The organism is Roseibium sp. Sym1, assembly GCF_027359675.1.
Classification (GTDB): Bacteria; Pseudomonadota; Alphaproteobacteria; order Rhizobiales; family Stappiaceae; genus Roseibium.
In genome coordinates, this window is record NZ_CP114786.1 from 4,195,122 (window position 1) to 4,211,778 (window position 16,657).

Sequence of the window (16,657 nt, forward strand, 5' to 3'; positions counted from 1 at the left end):
TCCTGTCCGCAGTCACCAAATTTACCTCTCCCACTGGGAGAGGTCGGACCGAAGGTCCGGGTGAGGGGGCAGACGTTTCTGCAGGTCTCAGGCGTTTGTTCCCTCACCCCAACCCTCTCCCGCCGGGAGAGGGAGCCATGCTCTGCCAAATGCGATTGCCCTGCCTTGCGGGAAATGTCTCCGTCAGGAGACCGAGGGGGGTGTTAACCTATCGAAATCATTCGGCGTCTCCGAATTGGTGGCGACCGTTTCACCTCCCTCTGTCCGGTCCCCGGACATCTCCCCCGCAAGGGGGGAGACGGCAACAAGCGGCATGTCTGTTTCAAGTCAGACAGGCCGTTCAGCGCAAATAGACAAGTCGTTTCAGCATTTTGCTGAAAACATGGTCGCTTAACCGGACACCAGTGGGCTTGACCATCGCATCCATGCCGTTTCGTCTCCAACCAAAGGCAGTGCTGCTGGAACGGTCACGGCATGGATTGCCGGATCACGTCCGGCAATGACGAACGGAAGGGGGAGGCCGGGCGTTTCGGCAACCCCTATCGGGTTTCCACCGGTCGCTCGAGGGCGTAGAGCTCGTCATTGAGGTCGTCCGCCTTGCGGGCGAACAGCGCCTGGGCGTCCTTCAGTCCGAGATTGTAGAAATGGGCCCCGAGGGTCGGGGTCAGGAAATCCATCAGCATTTCGGCGTCCATATTGCCGATGTCGATGTCCAGGTCCGCGTCCATATAACGCTTGATCTGTGCGGCGAGGCGGGTCCTGGTGTCCTTGTCGAGTTCAAGCTCAGCCATGTCCGCCTCCTTGCCCAGGCCCCTCAAGCCGCGTCGAGCAGGCTTTCGAACAGGGTTCGTCCATCCAGGCCGCCCTGCAGCGGTTCAACCAGGTTTTCCGGGTGCGGCATCATGCCGAGCACGTTGCCGCTTGCATTGGTGATACCGGCAATGTCGTTGATCGAGCCGTTCGGATTGGTGCCGTTGGCATAGCGGAACACCACCTGGCCATTGTCCTCGATCCGTTTCAGCGTCACCTCGTCGGCGAAGTAGTTGCCGTCGTGATGGGCGACCGGGCAGCGCCACACCTGGCCCTTCTCGAATTTGGAGGAGAACCGGGTCGCGGTGTTGACCGTCTCCATCATCACTTCCTTGCAGACGAAATGAAGGTCCGCGTTGCGCATCAGCGCACCGGGCAGGAGACCGGCTTCCGTCAGGATCTGGAATCCGTTGCACACGCCCAGGACGGAGACGCCGCTGTCGGCCTTGGCGACGAGGTCCTTCAGGATCGGCGAGCGGGCGGCAATGGCACCGGAGCGCAGGTAGTCGCCATAGGAAAAGCCGCCGGGCACCACCACAAGGTCGACATCGGGCAGGGTGCTTTCCGTGTGCCAGACGCTTTGCGGCCTCGTGCCGGTGATCAGTTCCAGCGCATGGAACATGTCGCGGTCGCGGTTGGAACCTGGGAAAACGATGACGGCGGTTTTCATGTCGGTCGATCCGGTAGTCTAGAGCAGGACGAGGACGGCAATCGCGGCCGCGAATGCGGGCAGCAGGATGAAGACGGCGGCCTTGATCGCCAGAAAGGTGATCGCCTTGCGGGCATCTTCATCCATGACGCCGCCTCAGGCGATCTCGATGGCGTAATTCTCGATGACGGTGTTGGCGAGCAGCTTTTCGCACATCTGCTCGAGCTCCGCCTGGGCGGCTGCCTTGTCGGAACCTGTCAGCTCGACGTCGAACACCTTGCCCTGGCGGACGGAGCCGACATCGCCGAAGCCGAGGCCGCCAAGCGCGCCTTCAATGGCTTTTCCCTGAGGATCGAGCACACCGTTTTTCAAGGTGACGATCACACGTGCTTTCATGATTGGGGTCCCCGAGAGTGACTGCAGATTCTGTTTAAACAAACAGTTTGGGGCTCCCCATACACGAGGAGCCCCAAATGCGAAAGTGCTATGACCGGAAAAGCCGGAAATTACGGCACGCGGCGGACCGTTGTCTGCTTGAGGAAACGTCTGAGATTTGCCTTTGCGGTGGCGCGGTTCTTCGCGAAAGAGGCAACTGCACTGCCACGGTTGTTCTGAACGATGATGCGGGCGGCGGCGTGGTCGTAGCCGCTGCGTGTCTTGAACCGCGCGCTCATGTCGAACCCGGAATAGGTTTTTGTGACCACACGGCGCTCGGTCTTGAACCGGACTTGGCCTTTTGCCGCGACATTGATCACATTGCCGACCGCATTCATGAGTTCGGCTGAAAAGACGTCATCGCGAATGGCGGTTTCAACGTCGCCACGCACCTTGACCGGACCGACCAATACGACTTGCGGCGACTTGCAGACGGACGGCAGGCAGACATAGATGGTCTTGTTGCCGCTTTTCTCGCTGACCCATCCCTTGGGAGAAAAGCCGGTAGAAATGCTGCCCGGCTTGAGGCCGCTGGTCTGGCAGGCCGCCAGAAGGCCGCAGACGACGACAATTGCGGCAGCTTTAAATACGGATTTGAATTGATAAGACATGAGGCCCCCGTGAACAAACAGGAGGTGTCTTATCAGTAATTTTTACATACGCAATTGTGACGTAGCGGCGGGTTTCGAAGAATGCCGGCCGGCTGTGTCTTTGCGGCATCAGCGTCGGGCCGCAACCGGCAGGTTGCTGGAACAGCTTCAAGAGCCATGTCGGTTCGCGCCTCAGGGAAAGACAATCCGCAAGGCGGCGGCTCCCAGAAGCAGCACATATCCGACAAGCAGGCAGACCTGATCCCGTTGGCGCCAGCCTTCGACATTCTCCTTGTGCTTGTCGGACAGTATCTTGCGCGTGCGGGCCCGGAAGTCGCTGTCGTCCTCCGCCTCTTTCTCCGCCTGCCGGACCTGGTGGAGCTTGCGTTTTCGCGTATTGAGGTCCCAGACGGGGACCGCGAGGATCGCGATCCCGGAAAATGTCGCCAGGTTGAGCCACCAGTGAAACGAAAGCATCAGGCGAACACGAGTTCCTGCCCGGGGTCAAGGCTCGGTTCGATCTCTTGAGGTGATATGATCAGGGCAAGGTGACCGCCGCAGGCCAGAACATAGCGCTCGATCGATTCAAGCTTGGGGACGGAGCCGGTCAGCGCTTCCAGCCGGGCCACGACCGACTGGGTCATGCCCGACTTCCTGGCAACATCGCTCTGCGTCAGGCCGCGCGAGTCGCGCAGGGCGCGCAGGCTCTTTGCGATCGACTGCTTGCGGGCGTTGCTTTCCTGCCGCTCCACGACATCCGGGCGCGTGTCGCGCATGCGATCGCGGAAGGTCCTGGTCTTCTTGCTCATGATCATTTCTCCCAACTCGGATCGACAAGGCGGAACTGCCGGACCGCGATCTGTCTGCCCTGTTCACAGGCGCTTTGGGATGCCGGCAAGGTGCCATGTATCCAGCGCGGTTCGCCTGAAGCCTTGCGATCGACGGAGACGATCATGACCCTGCGCAGGCAGTCCGGCAGCGGGATCGCATAAAGTTCGTACCGGTCGGCAAGGGTGCCGCAACGGTCCTTGAGGCCCGGCTCGTTTTCCTCAAGAATATCCATCAGGGCCGAAAAACCGTCCGCGCAGGCGAGCGGCAGGCCGGAATATTCCTTCAGAAGTCCGTCTTCAAAGCCGGCCACGGGCTCCACCTTGTATGTCGTCATCTGCCGACGAAACCTCACGGATTATAGCAAATTTGCGATATTTATCAAGTCACGGTCATGCCCGGGAGTTTCCGTGCATGGCATGAATTGAAACCAGAATATTGAATTCAATGAGCTTTTCAGTTCGTTGCAAGGGGTTTGTGTCGGGGTAGCAACCCTATCAACGTCAACCTTGAAGGGCAATCGGGCGGCGGCCGGTGTGGAAATGCAATGAGCGCCGCTGGTATCGGGGCCTGGGGCCTGTCGTCTGGCCGAAACGAGAAGACCCCGGGACAAAGCCCGGGGTCTTGAAGTGTTCAGAGGCCGAAAGACCGTGACCTCAGGAGGTCTGGCCCGGAAACCGGATTATTGCACCAGTGTCGGGCCGGAGCCGGCCGGGCGCTCGTTGCCGAGCATGATGCCGAGGCGCTTGGCGACTTCCTGGTAGGCTTCCAGCATTCCGCCCATGTCGCGGCGGAAGCGGTCCTTGTCCATCTTGTCGTTGGTCTCGATGTCCCAAAGGCGGCAGCTGTCCGGGGAAATCTCGTCGGCGACGACGATGCGCATCATGTCGCCCTCGAACAGGCGGCCGCACTCGATCTTGAAATCGACCAGGCGGATGCCGACGCCCAGGAACAGGCCGGACAGGAAATCGTTGACGCGAATGGCCAGCGCCATCATGTCGTCGAGTTCCTGCGGCGTGGCCCAGCCGAACGCCGTGATGTGCTCTTCGGCGACCATCGGATCGTCGAGCTCGTCGTTCTTGTAGTAGAACTCGATGATGGAGCGCGGCAGCTGGGTGCCTTCTTCAAGGCCGAGCCGCTTGGCAATGGAACCGGCGGCGACGTTGCGCACAACCACTTCCAGCGGGATGATCTCGACTTCGCGGATCAGCTGTTCGCGCATGTTGAGGCGGCGAATGAAGTGGGTCGGAATGCCAATGGCGTTCAGATTGTTGAAAATATATTCGGAGATGCGGTTGTTGAGCACACCCTTGCCGTCAACAATCTCGTGTTTCTTGTTGTTGAAGGCTGTGGCATCGTCCTTGAAGTGCTGAACCAGGGTTCCCGGTTCGGGACCTTCGTAAAGGATCTTGCCCTTACCCTCGTAAATGCGCCGGCGGCGGTTCATTGGCTATACCGTTTTGTTATTAGAGAAACCTTTGAAAGGTCCTTGCTGCCTTGTTCGGTTCCGCCGGGACATCAGAGCATCGACCGGCACGTGTCATAAGGCTGCAAGCCCTGTTTTGCGGCGCGGAACTTACCCGAAGCGGGACAAAAGTACAATCGAAGTTTCCGGCACGTGACATTCGAATTGGCCGCACGGTAATGCTTTTGACGCATGAGCGCAGGTAGTGCGTTGATTTGCGGGCCTTGCGAGGATATGCAAGAGACCAAATCAGCCCCATATGGGGAGAAGTGCATCAGCGCAGTTCAGGAGACGATGAGTATGAGCACATTCGACAAGCGCGAAAAGGGATTTGAGAACAAGTTCGCGCATGACGAGGAGCTGCGGTTCAAGGCGACCGCGCGGCGCAACAAGCTGCTTGGCCTGTGGGCGGCAGAGCTCCTGGGTTATGAGGGTGACAAGGCGCAAGACTACGCCAAGGAAGTTGTCCGGGCGGATTTCGAGGAGCCGGGCGACGAGGACGTGTTCCGCAAGATCCGTGAAGACTTCGACAAGAACAACGTCGACCAGTCCGACCACCAGATTCGCCGGACCATGGACGAACTGATGGCAACTGCCGTCGACCAGGTTCAGAACGAAGCGTAAGCGCCTTCCGCGCTACACAAGTTCAGGAAAGCCTCCGTTGCCGACGGAGGCTTTCTTTTTTGCGGCACCAGGACGGCACGTCGAAACAGCGGCGCGGCGCCGTCTGAAACAGGCCTGATGTGCTGGACGCCGTCACGCGTGTTGCTTGAACCGGCCGCATCGATCCCCGCGGCATGAACCGGCAAATGTCCGGATGGAACGCAATTTCGCTGATCACCCCTTGCAGTTGCCGGAAAGCACGGATTTGATGGTCGGGACATTCAGGAGCCCGCCCAGTGACCAATGGTCTTTCCCTAGCTGAAAAACTTCGTTCCGGTCCGCCGGTCATCACCGCCTGGTCCGTGTTGTCATCTCCGATCGTCTCGGAAATGCTCGCGCGTGCCGGATATCCCGCGATAACCATCGACCTGCAACATGGCATGCATGATTTCGATGAAGCCCGGGAAACGCTTTCCGCCATCGCCCTTGGCGGCGCCCATCGGATCGTGCGTCTGCCGCTTTACGACAACGCACTCGGGGCCCGGCTTCTCGACATGGGGGCCGAGTGCGTGATCGCGCCGATGATCAACACCGCCGGGGAAGCGGAATCGTTCGCGCGGAGCGTCAAGTATCCGCCGGCCGGCGACAGAAGCTACGGACCGTTCCGGGCTGCCGCCCTGAGCGGCCAGAGTGATGGAGACTACCTGAGGAACGCCAATTCTCAGGTCGTGTCGCTTGCGATGATCGAGAGCCGGGAGGCTGTCGATGCCCTGGACGAGATCCTTGCAGTTCCGGAACTGGACGGCATCTTTGTCGGGCCGAGCGACCTGTCGATCTCCCTGTCGAATGGCGCGGCGGTTGATCCGAACAGCGCGGAAACCGCGGAAGTCTGCAAGATGATCGCCGAGAAGGCGGTCGGAGCTGGAAAAATCCCCGGCATCTTCTGCCTTGGTGCGGACAAGGTCAGGGAAATGGCCGGATACGGCTACAAGCTCATTACCCACGGCATCGATGTTGCCTTGCTCGACGGGGCCGCGCGGGCGGCTCTGGCCGATGTGGGCGACTTGCCAGGATAGGCGGCAGGCCGCCACCTTCTTCCGGCATGGGCTCCCGTGTTTCGGGCAGGGCTATCGCATTTGACTGACGACCTGTCCGCTGTCGCAAAAATTGCCTCTCCCGTTGGGAGAGGGAGCCATGCTCTGCCAAATGCGATTGCCCTGGCGTTTCGGGGGGACTGGTCTCGCGCGGTCAGCCGAGCCGTTTCATGAAATGGGCGAAGGACATCATGCCTTCGGGCCAGGGGCCATGGCCGCTTTCCAGGTTGATATGACCGGCTTCACCGGCATCCTGGAACGTGGTGCCCCAGGCCTTTGAAAAGGCCTGCGCGCGCTCATAATCGCAATAGGGATCGTTGCGGCTGGCAACCAGGTGCGACTGGAAGGGAAGCGGGTGCATTGGCACCGGCTTGAAATCCCCGCCGTCGAATTCGGCGACCAGCCCGTCCCGGTCCCAGTCGGACGGCGCGACCAGGTAAGCCCCCGTGATTTTGTCCTTGAGCGCGTGGGCGCCATGGGCGACCAGAATGCAGCCAAGCGAATGGGCGACCAGCACCACGGGCCGCTCGGCGGTCTCGACCTCTTTCACCAGCGTGTCCAGCCATTCCTTCCGGCTCGGCCTGTGCAATTCCGCCTGTTTGACCACACGGGCGGTCGGCATCTTGTCCCGCCAGCGCAAGAGCCAGTGGCCTGGCAGGGTCTTGCCGTAGCCGGGGATGAGCAGAATGTCGGTTTCCGAAATTTTCACGAGGCGATGACCTGTCGAGAGCGGTTGAGGACGTTTCCGCTCTGTCGCAGATATTCCTGCCGCTTGTCAAACCGGTCCGCCGGGGACCGGTTCTTTCGGTCCCGGTCAGGGCCCATAGGGCGACACGCAGGCCCGCCTTGGTCCGCGATACGGCTGGAAACTGTTGTCGACGGCACGATAGGACCGGTACCGCCGGGCGCACCACTGGTAGTGGACCGGTGGCAGATAGCCTGTGTAGGCGGGCGGGACGATGACAAGCGGAGGCGGGGCTATGTATCTTTGCGGCGGCAGCACCCGCAATCCATAGGGAAAGGCAACTGGCGGGAACCACCAGCCATTGTAGCGCCGGTACCCCCGGCGATATTTCCGGTAGCCGCGATAGCCGTTGTAATAGTGGCCCTGCTTGCCGCGATAATAGCCGCGGTATTGACGGCCGCTTTTTTGCTGAACCTGCACCACCTCCAGATTGACCGGAGCCTTCGAGACCGGAAGGTGTGCGGGAACGGTCCCCATGGCCGGGATGGACAGGCCGAGCGCGAGGCAAAACGCGCCAAGCGCGGTCAGGACGGGTTTCCCGATAGACATTTCACTCTCCATCTCCCCCGGATGGAAGCTTAACGCATATCAGGCTCCCTTGTCTCCCGTTCAGCCGATCGTGATCGGAGGCCCAGATCAGTGGCCTTGATCAGGAAAGAGGGCCGTAGAAACCGTTCCGAAGCGAGCGGGCCCAGCCGGGGCGACCGTTTTTCTGCGCTTCCCCGGCTGCCGTGTCCCAGTCATAGGTCAGGATCTTTTCCTGGAAGTTCCAGGCACCGGAATTGTTGGTCATCAGGGCGTAGCGCGCATGCGGGCTGCCGGCTTCCATGACATGACGGTGCGGATGATCGTCCTCGTAGGAGGGCAGGCCGACGCTTCCCGGGTTGAGCAGGACCTGTCCCGTCTTCTGCAGGCGGATCACGCGCGGGATATGGGTGTGGCCGCAGCAGATCACCGGCGCCGTCTCGCCGTTCAGTTCAGCCAGCAGCGTGTCCTCGTCCGGCAGATGCCCTTTCGGGCCGTCGACCTTTTCGGTGAGGTAGCGGTCGTCATTGTCCGGGGTGCCGTGGCACAGGAAGATGTCGTCCGTCAGCCGGACGGTCGGCTTCGTGGTGGCCAGCCAGTCGCGGCTTACCGATGACAGGCGCTCGACCGTGAAGCTGTCTGTGGGTCCCATCTTGTCGACGGGATTGTCCAGGACGATGCGGTCGTGATTGCCCCGGATGGTCGGCCAGCCGGTCTCGCGCAGGATCGCGGCGGTTTCCTCGGGCCAGAGCGGACCGGACACGCAGTCGCCCAGATTGACGATGACATCCGGGGCTTCCAGCTTGAGGTCCGCCAGAACGGCTTCCAGGGCGAGGACGTTGCCGTGAATGTCCGATACGACTGCAATTTTCATGAACCGGCCTCCTGTTGGCCGTTGCGGCCGGGAAGGGGAAACCTGAAACCGACGCGGCTTTCCGGCTCCGCGGCTCCGAGGTCCCGGCTCGCGTTTCACGTGCCGGGACGACTGTGGACGCTGTTCGGGGGCGCCGGCGTCAGCTTTCGCCGAAGACCCGCTCGAAGATCACGTCGACATTCTTGGTGTGGTAGCCGAGGTCGAAGCGGTCGCGGATCTCTTCTTCCGAGAGATACTTGCGCACATCCTCGTCGCCGAGCAGTTCTGTGAGGAAGTCGACCGAGGCCGAACCGGCCACCTGGTAGCTGTCCCAGACCTTCATGGCATTGCGCTGGACGAGGCGGTAGGCGTCTTCACGCGAAGACCCGGCCTGGGTCAGCGCGAGCAGGATGCGCTGGGAATGCACCAGGCCGCCGAGACGGTCCATGTTGCCGATCATGCGCTCCGGATAGACCATCAGCTTGTCGATGACGCCGGTGAGGCGCGCCAGGGCGAAGTCGAGGGTAATGGTGGCGTCCGGGCCGATCATGCGCTCGACGGAGGAATGCGAGATGTCGCGCTCGTGCCAGAGGGCCACGTTTTCCATCGCCGGGATGGAATAGCCGCGCACCAGGCGGGCGAGGCCGGTCAGGTTTTCCGTCAGCACCGGATTGCGTTTGTGCGGCATGGCCGACGAGCCCTTCTGGCCCTTGGAGAAGAATTCCTCCGCTTCCAGGACTTCGGTGCGCTGCAGGTGGCGAACTTCCGTGGCGACGCGTTCGATCGACGAGGCGATGACGCCGAGGGTCGCGAAATACATGGCGTGACGGTCACGCGGGATCACCTGGGTGGACACGGGTTCCGCCTGAAGGCCCATCGCCTTGGCGACATGTTCCTCGACCGACGGATCGATATTGGCGAAGGTGCCGACGGCGCCGGAAATGGCGCATGTGGCGATTTCCTCGCGGGCGGCCAGAAGCCGGGTCTTGCAGCGGTCGAACTCGGCATAGGCCTCGGCCATCTTCAGGCCGAAGGTGACCGGCTCGGCGTGGATGCCGTGGGAGCGGCCGATGCAGACGGTGTCCTTGTGCTCCATCGCCCGGCGCTTGATCGCCGCGAGCAGCGCGTCCATGTCGGCGAGCAGGAGATCGGTCGCCTTGACAAGCTGCACGTTGAAGCAGGTGTCGAGCACGTCCGACGAGGTCATGCCCTGGTGCACGAAACGGGCTTCCGGACCGACGATTTCGGCCAGGTGCGTCAGGAAGGCGATGACGTCATGCTTGGTTTCGCGTTCGATCTCGTCGATGCGTTCGATGTCGAAGGTCGCGCTGCCGCCCTTGTCCCAGATGGTCTTGGCGGCTTCCTTCGGGATGACACCGAGCTCGGCCAGCGCGTCGCAGGCATGGGCCTCGATCTCGAACCAGATGCGGAATTTCGATTCCGGCGACCAGATGGCAACCATGTCGGGACGGGAATAGCGCGGGATCATCGCAGGCAGGACCTCGTTCATGTAGAGAAAATCTGGCTGCGGAATAGCAGAGGGGGGGCGCCCCTTCAATGCGGCAGATCGGTTTTTGCTTGCGGGGCGGCGGCACAATGTGAATTTTAGCCTCCGGACCCGTCCATTCGGTCCCGGACAAGGAGAGGCGCATGACGATCTGGCGGCCCGCCAATTCCATCACGGTCAAGGCGATGGCCCTGATCTGGCAGGACGACGCCCTGCTTCTGTCCGAGATCCACGATGACAGCGGCCGGGTGACGGGCATGCGGCCGCTTGGTGGAACGGTCGAGTTCGGCGAACCCTGGCGCGACGCCCTGCAGCGCGAATTCCTGGAAGAGCTCGGCACCAGGATCACCTTGCTCGACAACCACTTCGTGATGGAGAACATCTACGAGCATCACGGCGTCACGGGGCACGAGATCGTTTTCCTGTGCCATGCCCATTTCACAGACAGCAGCTACTACCGCATGGACACGATAATCTACGAAATCAGCGAGGACACGGTCGGCACCGCGAAATGGGTCTCGCCCGGCGAACTGGCGGCCAGGGGCCTCGAGCTTTATCCGGGCGGTCTGGCGGAGAAACTTGCCAAACCTCAGGAGGTGACCCGAGCGGGGCGGATGTTCAGTTAGGCCCGATACGCCGCACCCAATCGGCAATCCTTTCTGCGGCGCCCGCCGCTGCCAGCCCAGTGACATCCAGTGAGAGGAAGTGCGGCCAGTCCGAGCCGACAAGTACGGCACCGCCAGCCTGGTTGCGTTCCGCCATGGCAGGATCGAGCGGTTTTCGAGCGCCGACACGGGATTGCCCCATGATACGGCGCTTGTTCTCTTCCAGGTCACAATGAAGATGAACCATCAGGATTGGTCCGCGCCTCGATCCAAGATCGAGTAAACGCTGAAGGCATTCCTCAGACCAGGCAGCGCCCTCCGTCAATATTTCCGTGAGCACCACCGGAACACCTGGAGGCAATTCGCATATACGGTGATCCGCGATCGCCTGAACGGAACGAATGGTTTCGTAAAATGCGTCGGATTTGAAGTCCGTCAAAGCAAATGCAATGTTGTAGACACTGTGAATATCAAGCAGTTTTGCGCCGATCAGGGGTGCCAAGACCTGGCCGATGGTCAGTTTTCCGACCCCGGGGTAGCCATTCAAGACAATCAACATTCAGGAACCTGCCAAACGGAAATAGCGAATTGTTGATGCGCTGAAAATCGTCAGGGTATCGGGTCCCGTTTCTCCAGCGGACCGTCGCCCCCCGAGCCGTATTCCTCTGCCTCGTCCGCCTTTTCCTCGGCCATGTAGCGGGCGAACTTGTCCTGGTGCAGGCTGAGGCGGACGGCAAGCAGATAGACCACCGCCGCAACCAGCGCGACCACGGCAATGTCCGGGCCGACCGGAATGATGCCGACGCCGCCGCCGAAGGATCCCATGTAGGACAGGATCACCAGTCCGGCGAGATAGGGCGCGAGCCAGGCGGCTTCACGCCAGTCGAGGCTGTCGAAGCCTCCTTGAGTGCTGCGGATGAGCATCAGCACAAAACCGACGGCCAGGCAGATGCCCAGATGCAGCATGGTATCCCAGCCGCTCCAGTAGATGATCAGGCTGGCGACGATGAAGGCAAGGCAACCGGTAGCGGGTGCGGCCGGCAATGTGAAGGCGCGCGGGGTGTCGGGCAGGAGGCGGCGGAAGGCGAGTACCGCGATCGGGCCGACGATGAAGGACAGCACGATCGAGGAGGTGTTCAGCGCCAGCACTTCCTTGAACGGCAGCAGGACGAAGAACAGGGCCGAGACCGCGAAATTCACGACCAGCGCGAACAGGGGCACGCCGCGGGCGGACAGGGTCTCCATGAATTTCGGGAACAGGCCGTTCTGGGCCATCGCAAGTCCGAGCCGGGCGTTGGAGCCCACCGAGACGAGGCCGGAGGCGAAGCTGGAAATCCGGGCGCTCGTGTCCAGGATGCTGACGATCCAGAGAGCGCCGACGGCGGTTGCCAGCGCGGCCATGGGGCCGAGTTCGCCGGGAAAACTGAGCTGCGGCCAGCCTTTTGACAGCTGTGAATGATCGAGCGCACCCAGAAAGGCGAGCTGCAGCCCGCCGTAGATCAGCAGGCAGATCACCAAACTGAACACCAGAGCCAGCGGGACATTGACCTTCGGGTTGCGCGCTTCCCCCGCCAGGTCGATGACATGGCGGAAGCCGATCAGGGCAAAGATCACACCGCCCGTGGAGATCGCCGACAGGATGCCCTTGAGGCCTTCCGGGGCAAAGCCGCCATAATCGCTGAAATTGGCGTAGCGGAATTCCGAGGTCAGGATCACGGCGGCCAGCAGGGCCGGCACCAGGATCTTGACCCAGGTGAGAGCCGTGTTGATGCGGGCGAAGAACCTGACGCCGAAAGCGTTGACCACGGTGAAGACCAGCAGGAGCAGGCAGGCAACTCCGAGCCCCGCCGGGCTCAGGAGGCCGTCGGAGCCGTAAAGCCAGGGGGCAAGGCTCTTCGAATAGCGCAGCACAGCCTCGACCTCGATGGTCGCCGTGGTGTTGTAGCCGACCCAGGCCGTCCAGCCCATGGTCATGGAGACCACCGAGCCATGGGAAAAATGGGGCACGCGGCCGATGCCGCCGGCAACCGGCAGGATGGTGGTGATTTCGGCGAAGGTTGCGGCCAGCAGAAGCATCGCAAAGCCGCCGATCACCCAGGCGATCAGGGCCGACGGCCCCGCGGCCTGCGCGGCCAGCAGCGGCGCGAACAGCCAGCCGGAGCCGAGAATGCCGCTGATGGCCACAAAGGTCAGGCCGAGCAGCCCGATACTGCGTTGCATATGCGCCAAGACGAATCCCCCCGGGCTCTTGTCTCAGGGGAAGCTTAGCCGAGGGAGTGTCTCTACGGAAAGACGGGTTGTTGCGGTTGTGGTTATCTTGGCGGGATTTTGAGTCTGAATTTGAGTTTGTGGCCGGATCCTTCGAGACGGACCTAGCGGTCCTCCTCAGGATGACGACAGAAGGTTTGGCGAAGGGCAATCTTCTCCAACAGAACAAGCGGCCGGATCCTTCGAGACAGCGCTGCGTGCTTCCTCAGGATGACGACAGAAGGTTTGGTGGAAGGGCAATCTTCACCAATAGAACAAGCGGCCAGATCCTTCGAGACAGCGCTGCGCGCTTCCTCAGGATGACGATAGTGGGTGTTGAAGCGCCTGTTAGCTGAATTAAGCCAAGTGCCTGCCACACTCCCAAGCGTCATCCTGAGGAGCGCGCTTTTGCGCGCGTCTCGAAGGATCGGCCCCTTGTTGGAAGTACTCGTTAAAAGTGTTCCGATGGGCTAAGCTCGCAGCATGGGGGCGACCATCTACATCCTGCGTTGCGCGGACGGTAGCTATTATACCGGAATCACGGATAAAGACCTGGAAACCCGGGTGAGCGAGCATCGGCAGGGCTTACACGACGGCTACACGGCGCGGCGCAGGCCCATTACGCTGGTCTACGATTGTCACTTTGAGCAGATTACCGACGCGATCGCCTGTGAACGGCAGGTCAAAGGATGGCGGCGGGAAAAGAAGGAAGCGCTGATCCGCGGGGATTTCGAATTGCTGCAAGAGTTGTCCAGGCGGGGTGTGAAAGCGAAGCGTTGAGCAAGCAGAACGAGCAAACGGCGGACCCTTCGAGACGGACCTGATGGTCCTCCTAAGAATGACGCTTGTGGGTTTGGCGAAGGGCAGTCTTCTCCAATAGAATAAGTGGCCGGATCCTTCGAGACGCGCGCAAATGCGCGCTCCTCAGGATGACGCTGTCGAGTGTGGCTGGTGCTTGGAATTCAATTTTTTCTGCGCCTCAACACCCACTATCGTCATCCTGAGGAAGCGCGCAGCGCTGTCTCGAAGGATCCGGCCGCAAACTCCGGGCTACAAACTCAGAATCAAGCCTTTTCCGCAGCCGTCCTGATCGCAGAAACATTGGCCCGGTAGTTCTCAACAGTGCCGCCCTTGAAGACGGCGGAGCCGGCCACCAGCACGTTGGCGCCGGCGGCGGCGACCAGCGGGGCGGTTTCCGGAGCGACGCCGCCGTCGATTTCCAGGTCGATCGGGCGGTCGCCGATCATTTCCCGGATGCGCCGGGTCTTCTCGACCTGGGAGTGGATGAATTTCTGACCACCGAAACCGGGGTTGACCGTCATCACCAGGATAAGGTCCAGCCGGTCGAGCACGTATTCCAGAACGTTTTCGGGGGTTGCAGGGTTCAGCGAGACGCCGGCCTTCTTGCCGAGATTGCGGATCGCCTGCAGGGAACGGTCGAGATGGGTGGTGGCTTCCGCGTGGACCGTGATGATGTCCGAGCCGGCCTTGGCGAAGGCCTCAAGATAGGGATCGCAGGGCTCGATCATCAGATGGGTGTCGAACACCTTGTCAGTGTGCGGGCGCAGCTTGGCGATGACGTCCGGGCCGAAGGTGATGTTGGGCACGAAATGGCCGTCCATGACGTCGAGATGGATCCAGTCGGCACCGGCCTCGACCACATCGCGGACCTCCTGGCCCAGCTTGGAGAAATCGGAGGCAAGGATGGACGGAGCGATCTTGATGTCGCGGGGCATGGCAATCTCCCGAAAGGCAGGAACGGCCCTGACACGGGCCGCTGTCAACTTGTGCCGTCGCGCTAGCACTTCTGGAACTGCCGGGCAAGACGCTGCGGTCCACCTCAATCGGTTTAGGCGTTCACAACCTTCCGGTTATCGCCAGATATCGGCGGTCCGGCCCTTCGAAGCCGAGGCTGTCCATCTGGATCAGCACCGCGAACACGGGCGGCGCCTCGGCCGGGAAATGGGTGACGAAGCGCTCGATCCGGTAGGCAAGCGGGCACTTGCGGCTCTTCGGCAGCGTGGTGTCCTGGTTGAGGATCCGGGTGACGCCCTTGTGGACCATGGTCAGGCGGAAACCCCTGGTGTCGGCTCCATAGCCCTGGCACTGCGCATCCGGCAGGTCGTATTCGCTCAGGGTCAGGTCGATGGGATCCTCGCCCAGCTGGAAACTGTCGCGCGCCGCGACGATCATCTTGTGCGGATCGGAGGTCAGTTCGGTCCGCGGGTTGAAACCGACGGTTTCGCCCTTGCCGGCGATCGCCTTTTCCTGAAGGAGCGGCTGGGCGGCGAGGCGGTTTTCCGAGCGCGTGTGCGTGAGCGCGTTGTCGGCGGCGTCGCCCGGTCCGGTGTCGACATCCTTGCGCAGCCGGAACGGCGAGGGCGGCACCCAGCTGTCGCCAATGACATCGACAAGGTAGATTTCAGAATAGGGAAAGCCGGAGCCGTCCTGGATGCCGAATTGCTCGAAGGCGAAGAAATCGCCGTTTTTCGAGAAACCGAGCAGATGCAGTTCGGAAGTGTCGCCGGCCTGAACCGGCTGCGACAGCAGCAGGCCGAGAAGGAGAGCCGGCACGGCGATTGGCAAACGGAAAGGGGGCACGGCGATCTCCTCTGTGTGCGCTGGCGGATGTAAACGGCTCCGATACGAGCATATCATGCCCCGGGAGAGTGTGCCTCAGGTCACGGCATTGGCATTCTGGCGGCAATAGACCCGCACGAAGGGTTTCAGCAGCATCGGCAGCATGTAGATCGGAAACTGGCCGACGGCGAACCACAGCCAGGTGAGTTCGGGCAGGGTGCCGCCGAAGGCGGCCACCATCAGGCCCATGTTGCGGGTGCCGCAGGTATGGGCGATGGCATAGGCGTCCTCGCGGCTTGCCGGGGAGAACAGCAGCAGCGTAAGCAGCAGTTGCACCAACGCCAGGACGAAGGTCAGGCCGGTGAGGCCGAGCGTGAAAGCCGGTTCGGCGGCAAAGCTGGCTGCAACACCATCCATGGCGGCAATCGCGAATACCAGCAGGAGGAGCACATTCAGGCCGCTGATATGGTGCGACGTGCGGGCAAGGCGCTCCTGGCCGGCCAGTTTGCGCAAGGCGAAAGAGACCGCGAAGGCACCGACGAGCAGGACCGACAACTGAACGGCGAGGCCACCGACACTCAGGGGCAGCGAGGGACCGAGCATCAATTCGCCGATAAAGGGCGCGGTCAGCGGGGTGACCATCAGGGCGGCCACCGAAAGCGCCAGGCTGAGCGTGCCGTCAAGACCAAGCAGATAGATGAAGGCGGGCGCGGCCATCACCGGCGGGGCCGCGGTGGCGATGAAAAGGGCCAGTACCAGGTCGGGGCCCAGCGAGTCGGGGCCGAAAAGCATGATGGCACCATAGGTCATCAGCGGCGCTCCGAGCATCATCCAGAAAAGCGCGGCAATCAGGAGCGCGGGACGACGCAGGCGCAGGCGGATCGCGTTCTGGTCGACCCGCAGGAAGGCAAGGGTCAGCAGGCTGAAGACGGAGAGCCCCAGATAGGGCCTCATGGTCGCCGACAAGTCAGGCAGTGCCACGCCGATGAAGATACTCACAGCTAGAGCGGCCGTTCCATGGCGTCCGATCCATGCCAGGCCTGCCCCGATCATTCGAATCATCTAGTCTTGTCTCCTGAAGTGTCTGGCATGGCAGGCATTTCGGTACTTCCTGGCGGAGC

At 61.6% G+C, this 16,657-nt stretch carries 22 protein-coding genes; 4 read left to right on the forward strand and 18 right to left on the reverse strand.

Translation table 11 applies throughout. The features are described 5' to 3' along the window. Window positions 1–539: 539 nt before the first annotated feature. The 9 genes from O6760_RS19045 to purC all read right to left on the reverse strand — a co-directional run bounded on the left by O6760_RS19045 (window position 540) and on the right by purC (window position 4,759). Window positions 540–791: a DUF2164 domain-containing protein gene (locus tag O6760_RS19045; RefSeq protein WP_269581289.1), complete on the reverse strand. Its 252-nt coding sequence runs from the start codon at window positions 789–791 to the stop codon at window positions 540–542. Window positions 792–814: 23 nt separating this feature from the next. Further along, window positions 815–1,480, reverse strand: a complete 666-nt coding sequence (gene purQ / locus O6760_RS19050) for a phosphoribosylformylglycinamidine synthase subunit PurQ (RefSeq protein ID WP_269581290.1) — start codon at window positions 1,478–1,480, stop codon at window positions 815–817. Between the two features lie 18 nt (window positions 1,481–1,498). Further along, window positions 1,499–1,606 carry a phosphoribosylformylglycinamidine synthase-associated small membrane protein gene (locus O6760_RS19055; RefSeq protein ID WP_269581291.1) on the reverse strand — a complete coding sequence of 36 codons (108 nt, stop codon included), beginning with the start codon at window positions 1,604–1,606 and terminating at the stop codon, window positions 1,499–1,501. A 9-nt stretch (window positions 1,607–1,615) separates the two neighbouring features. Further along, on the reverse strand, window positions 1,616–1,858 hold the full coding sequence (gene purS / locus O6760_RS19060) for a phosphoribosylformylglycinamidine synthase subunit PurS (protein WP_248159484.1): 243 nt from the start codon (window positions 1,856–1,858) through the stop codon (window positions 1,616–1,618). 107 nt (window positions 1,859–1,965) lie between these two features. Then, entirely contained in the window at window positions 1,966–2,505 is a 540-nt protein-coding gene (locus tag O6760_RS19065) for a hypothetical protein (protein ID WP_269581292.1), read from the reverse strand. Between the two features lie 171 nt (window positions 2,506–2,676). Then, the gene (locus tag O6760_RS19070) at window positions 2,677–2,961 is read right to left on the reverse strand and encodes a hypothetical protein (protein WP_269581293.1); all 285 of its coding nucleotides are present in this window, start codon (window positions 2,959–2,961) and stop codon (window positions 2,677–2,679) included. Next, entirely contained in the window at window positions 2,961–3,293 is a 333-nt protein-coding gene (locus O6760_RS19075; protein WP_269581294.1) for a helix-turn-helix domain-containing protein, read from the reverse strand. Before O6760_RS19075 ends, O6760_RS19070 begins: the two co-directional genes overlap by 1 nt. A gap of 2 nt (window positions 3,294–3,295) precedes the next feature. Next, window positions 3,296–3,649 carry a hypothetical protein gene (locus O6760_RS19080; RefSeq protein WP_269581295.1) on the reverse strand — a complete coding sequence of 118 codons (354 nt, stop codon included), beginning with the start codon at window positions 3,647–3,649 and terminating at the stop codon, window positions 3,296–3,298. 345 nt (window positions 3,650–3,994) lie between these two features. Next, window positions 3,995–4,759 (reverse strand): phosphoribosylaminoimidazolesuccinocarboxamide synthase, encoded by a 765-nt coding sequence (gene purC, locus O6760_RS19085; RefSeq protein ID WP_269581296.1) that lies wholly within the window; start codon window positions 4,757–4,759, stop codon window positions 3,995–3,997. Window positions 4,760–5,077: 318 nt separating this feature from the next. On the opposite strand from purC, the gene O6760_RS19090 reads away from it, so the two are divergent. Next, window positions 5,078–5,401, forward strand: coding sequence for a DUF1476 domain-containing protein (locus tag O6760_RS19090; protein ID WP_269581297.1), 324 nt, complete (start codon window positions 5,078–5,080; stop codon window positions 5,399–5,401). A gap of 275 nt (window positions 5,402–5,676) precedes the next feature. Further along, window positions 5,677–6,456: an HpcH/HpaI aldolase family protein gene (locus O6760_RS19095; RefSeq protein ID WP_269581298.1), complete on the forward strand. Its 780-nt coding sequence runs from the start codon at window positions 5,677–5,679 to the stop codon at window positions 6,454–6,456. 172 nt (window positions 6,457–6,628) lie between these two features. Here the strand turns inward: O6760_RS19095 and O6760_RS19100 are convergent, their stop codons facing one another. The 4 genes from O6760_RS19100 to purB form a co-directional block, all read right to left on the reverse strand. Beyond that, complete coding sequence (locus O6760_RS19100) at window positions 6,629–7,183, reverse strand: RBBP9/YdeN family alpha/beta hydrolase (protein ID WP_269581299.1); 555 nt, start codon at window positions 7,181–7,183, stop codon at window positions 6,629–6,631. Between the two features lie 105 nt (window positions 7,184–7,288). Next, the gene (locus O6760_RS19105) at window positions 7,289–7,768 is read right to left on the reverse strand and encodes a BA14K family protein (protein WP_269581300.1); all 480 of its coding nucleotides are present in this window, start codon (window positions 7,766–7,768) and stop codon (window positions 7,289–7,291) included. Between the two features lie 100 nt (window positions 7,769–7,868). Then, window positions 7,869–8,618, reverse strand: a complete 750-nt coding sequence (locus O6760_RS19110; RefSeq protein ID WP_269581301.1) for a metallophosphoesterase family protein — start codon at window positions 8,616–8,618, stop codon at window positions 7,869–7,871. Between the two features lie 139 nt (window positions 8,619–8,757). Further along, window positions 8,758–10,086 carry an adenylosuccinate lyase gene (purB, locus tag O6760_RS19115; protein WP_269586309.1) on the reverse strand — a complete coding sequence of 443 codons (1,329 nt, stop codon included), beginning with the start codon at window positions 10,084–10,086 and terminating at the stop codon, window positions 8,758–8,760. 161 nt (window positions 10,087–10,247) lie between these two features. Between purB and O6760_RS19120 the strand changes: the two genes are divergently transcribed. Further along, window positions 10,248–10,730 carry an NUDIX hydrolase gene (locus O6760_RS19120; RefSeq protein WP_269581302.1) on the forward strand — a complete coding sequence of 161 codons (483 nt, stop codon included), beginning with the start codon at window positions 10,248–10,250 and terminating at the stop codon, window positions 10,728–10,730. Here the strand turns inward: O6760_RS19120 and O6760_RS19125 are convergent. Both O6760_RS19125 and O6760_RS19130 read right to left on the reverse strand, forming a co-directional pair. Then, window positions 10,723–11,268 (reverse strand): AAA family ATPase, encoded by a 546-nt coding sequence (locus O6760_RS19125; protein WP_269581303.1) that lies wholly within the window; start codon window positions 11,266–11,268, stop codon window positions 10,723–10,725. The two genes, O6760_RS19120 and O6760_RS19125, sit on opposite strands and share 8 nt — an antisense overlap. 50 nt (window positions 11,269–11,318) lie before the next feature. Next, a complete protein-coding gene (locus tag O6760_RS19130; protein ID WP_269586310.1) occupies window positions 11,319–12,929 on the reverse strand; it encodes an APC family permease in 1,611 nt (536 codons plus the stop codon). 510 nt (window positions 12,930–13,439) lie between these two features. Here O6760_RS19130 and O6760_RS19135 point away from each other — a divergent pair. Next, window positions 13,440–13,736 (forward strand): GIY-YIG nuclease family protein, encoded by a 297-nt coding sequence (locus O6760_RS19135; RefSeq protein ID WP_269581304.1) that lies wholly within the window; start codon window positions 13,440–13,442, stop codon window positions 13,734–13,736. A 284-nt stretch (window positions 13,737–14,020) separates the two neighbouring features. On the opposite strand, the gene rpe is transcribed toward O6760_RS19135, so the two are convergent. The 3 genes from rpe to O6760_RS19150 all read right to left on the reverse strand — a co-directional run bounded on the left by rpe (window position 14,021) and on the right by O6760_RS19150 (window position 16,598). After that, the gene (gene rpe / locus O6760_RS19140) at window positions 14,021–14,692 is read right to left on the reverse strand and encodes a ribulose-phosphate 3-epimerase (protein WP_269581305.1); all 672 of its coding nucleotides are present in this window, start codon (window positions 14,690–14,692) and stop codon (window positions 14,021–14,023) included. A gap of 121 nt (window positions 14,693–14,813) precedes the next feature. Then, entirely contained in the window at window positions 14,814–15,557 is a 744-nt protein-coding gene (locus O6760_RS19145; protein WP_269581306.1) for a DUF2259 domain-containing protein, read from the reverse strand. Window positions 15,558–15,632: 75 nt separating this feature from the next. Continuing rightward, window positions 15,633–16,598 carry a sodium:proton symporter gene (locus O6760_RS19150; RefSeq protein WP_269581307.1) on the reverse strand — a complete coding sequence of 322 codons (966 nt, stop codon included), beginning with the start codon at window positions 16,596–16,598 and terminating at the stop codon, window positions 15,633–15,635. Window positions 16,599–16,657 lie beyond the last annotated feature (59 nt).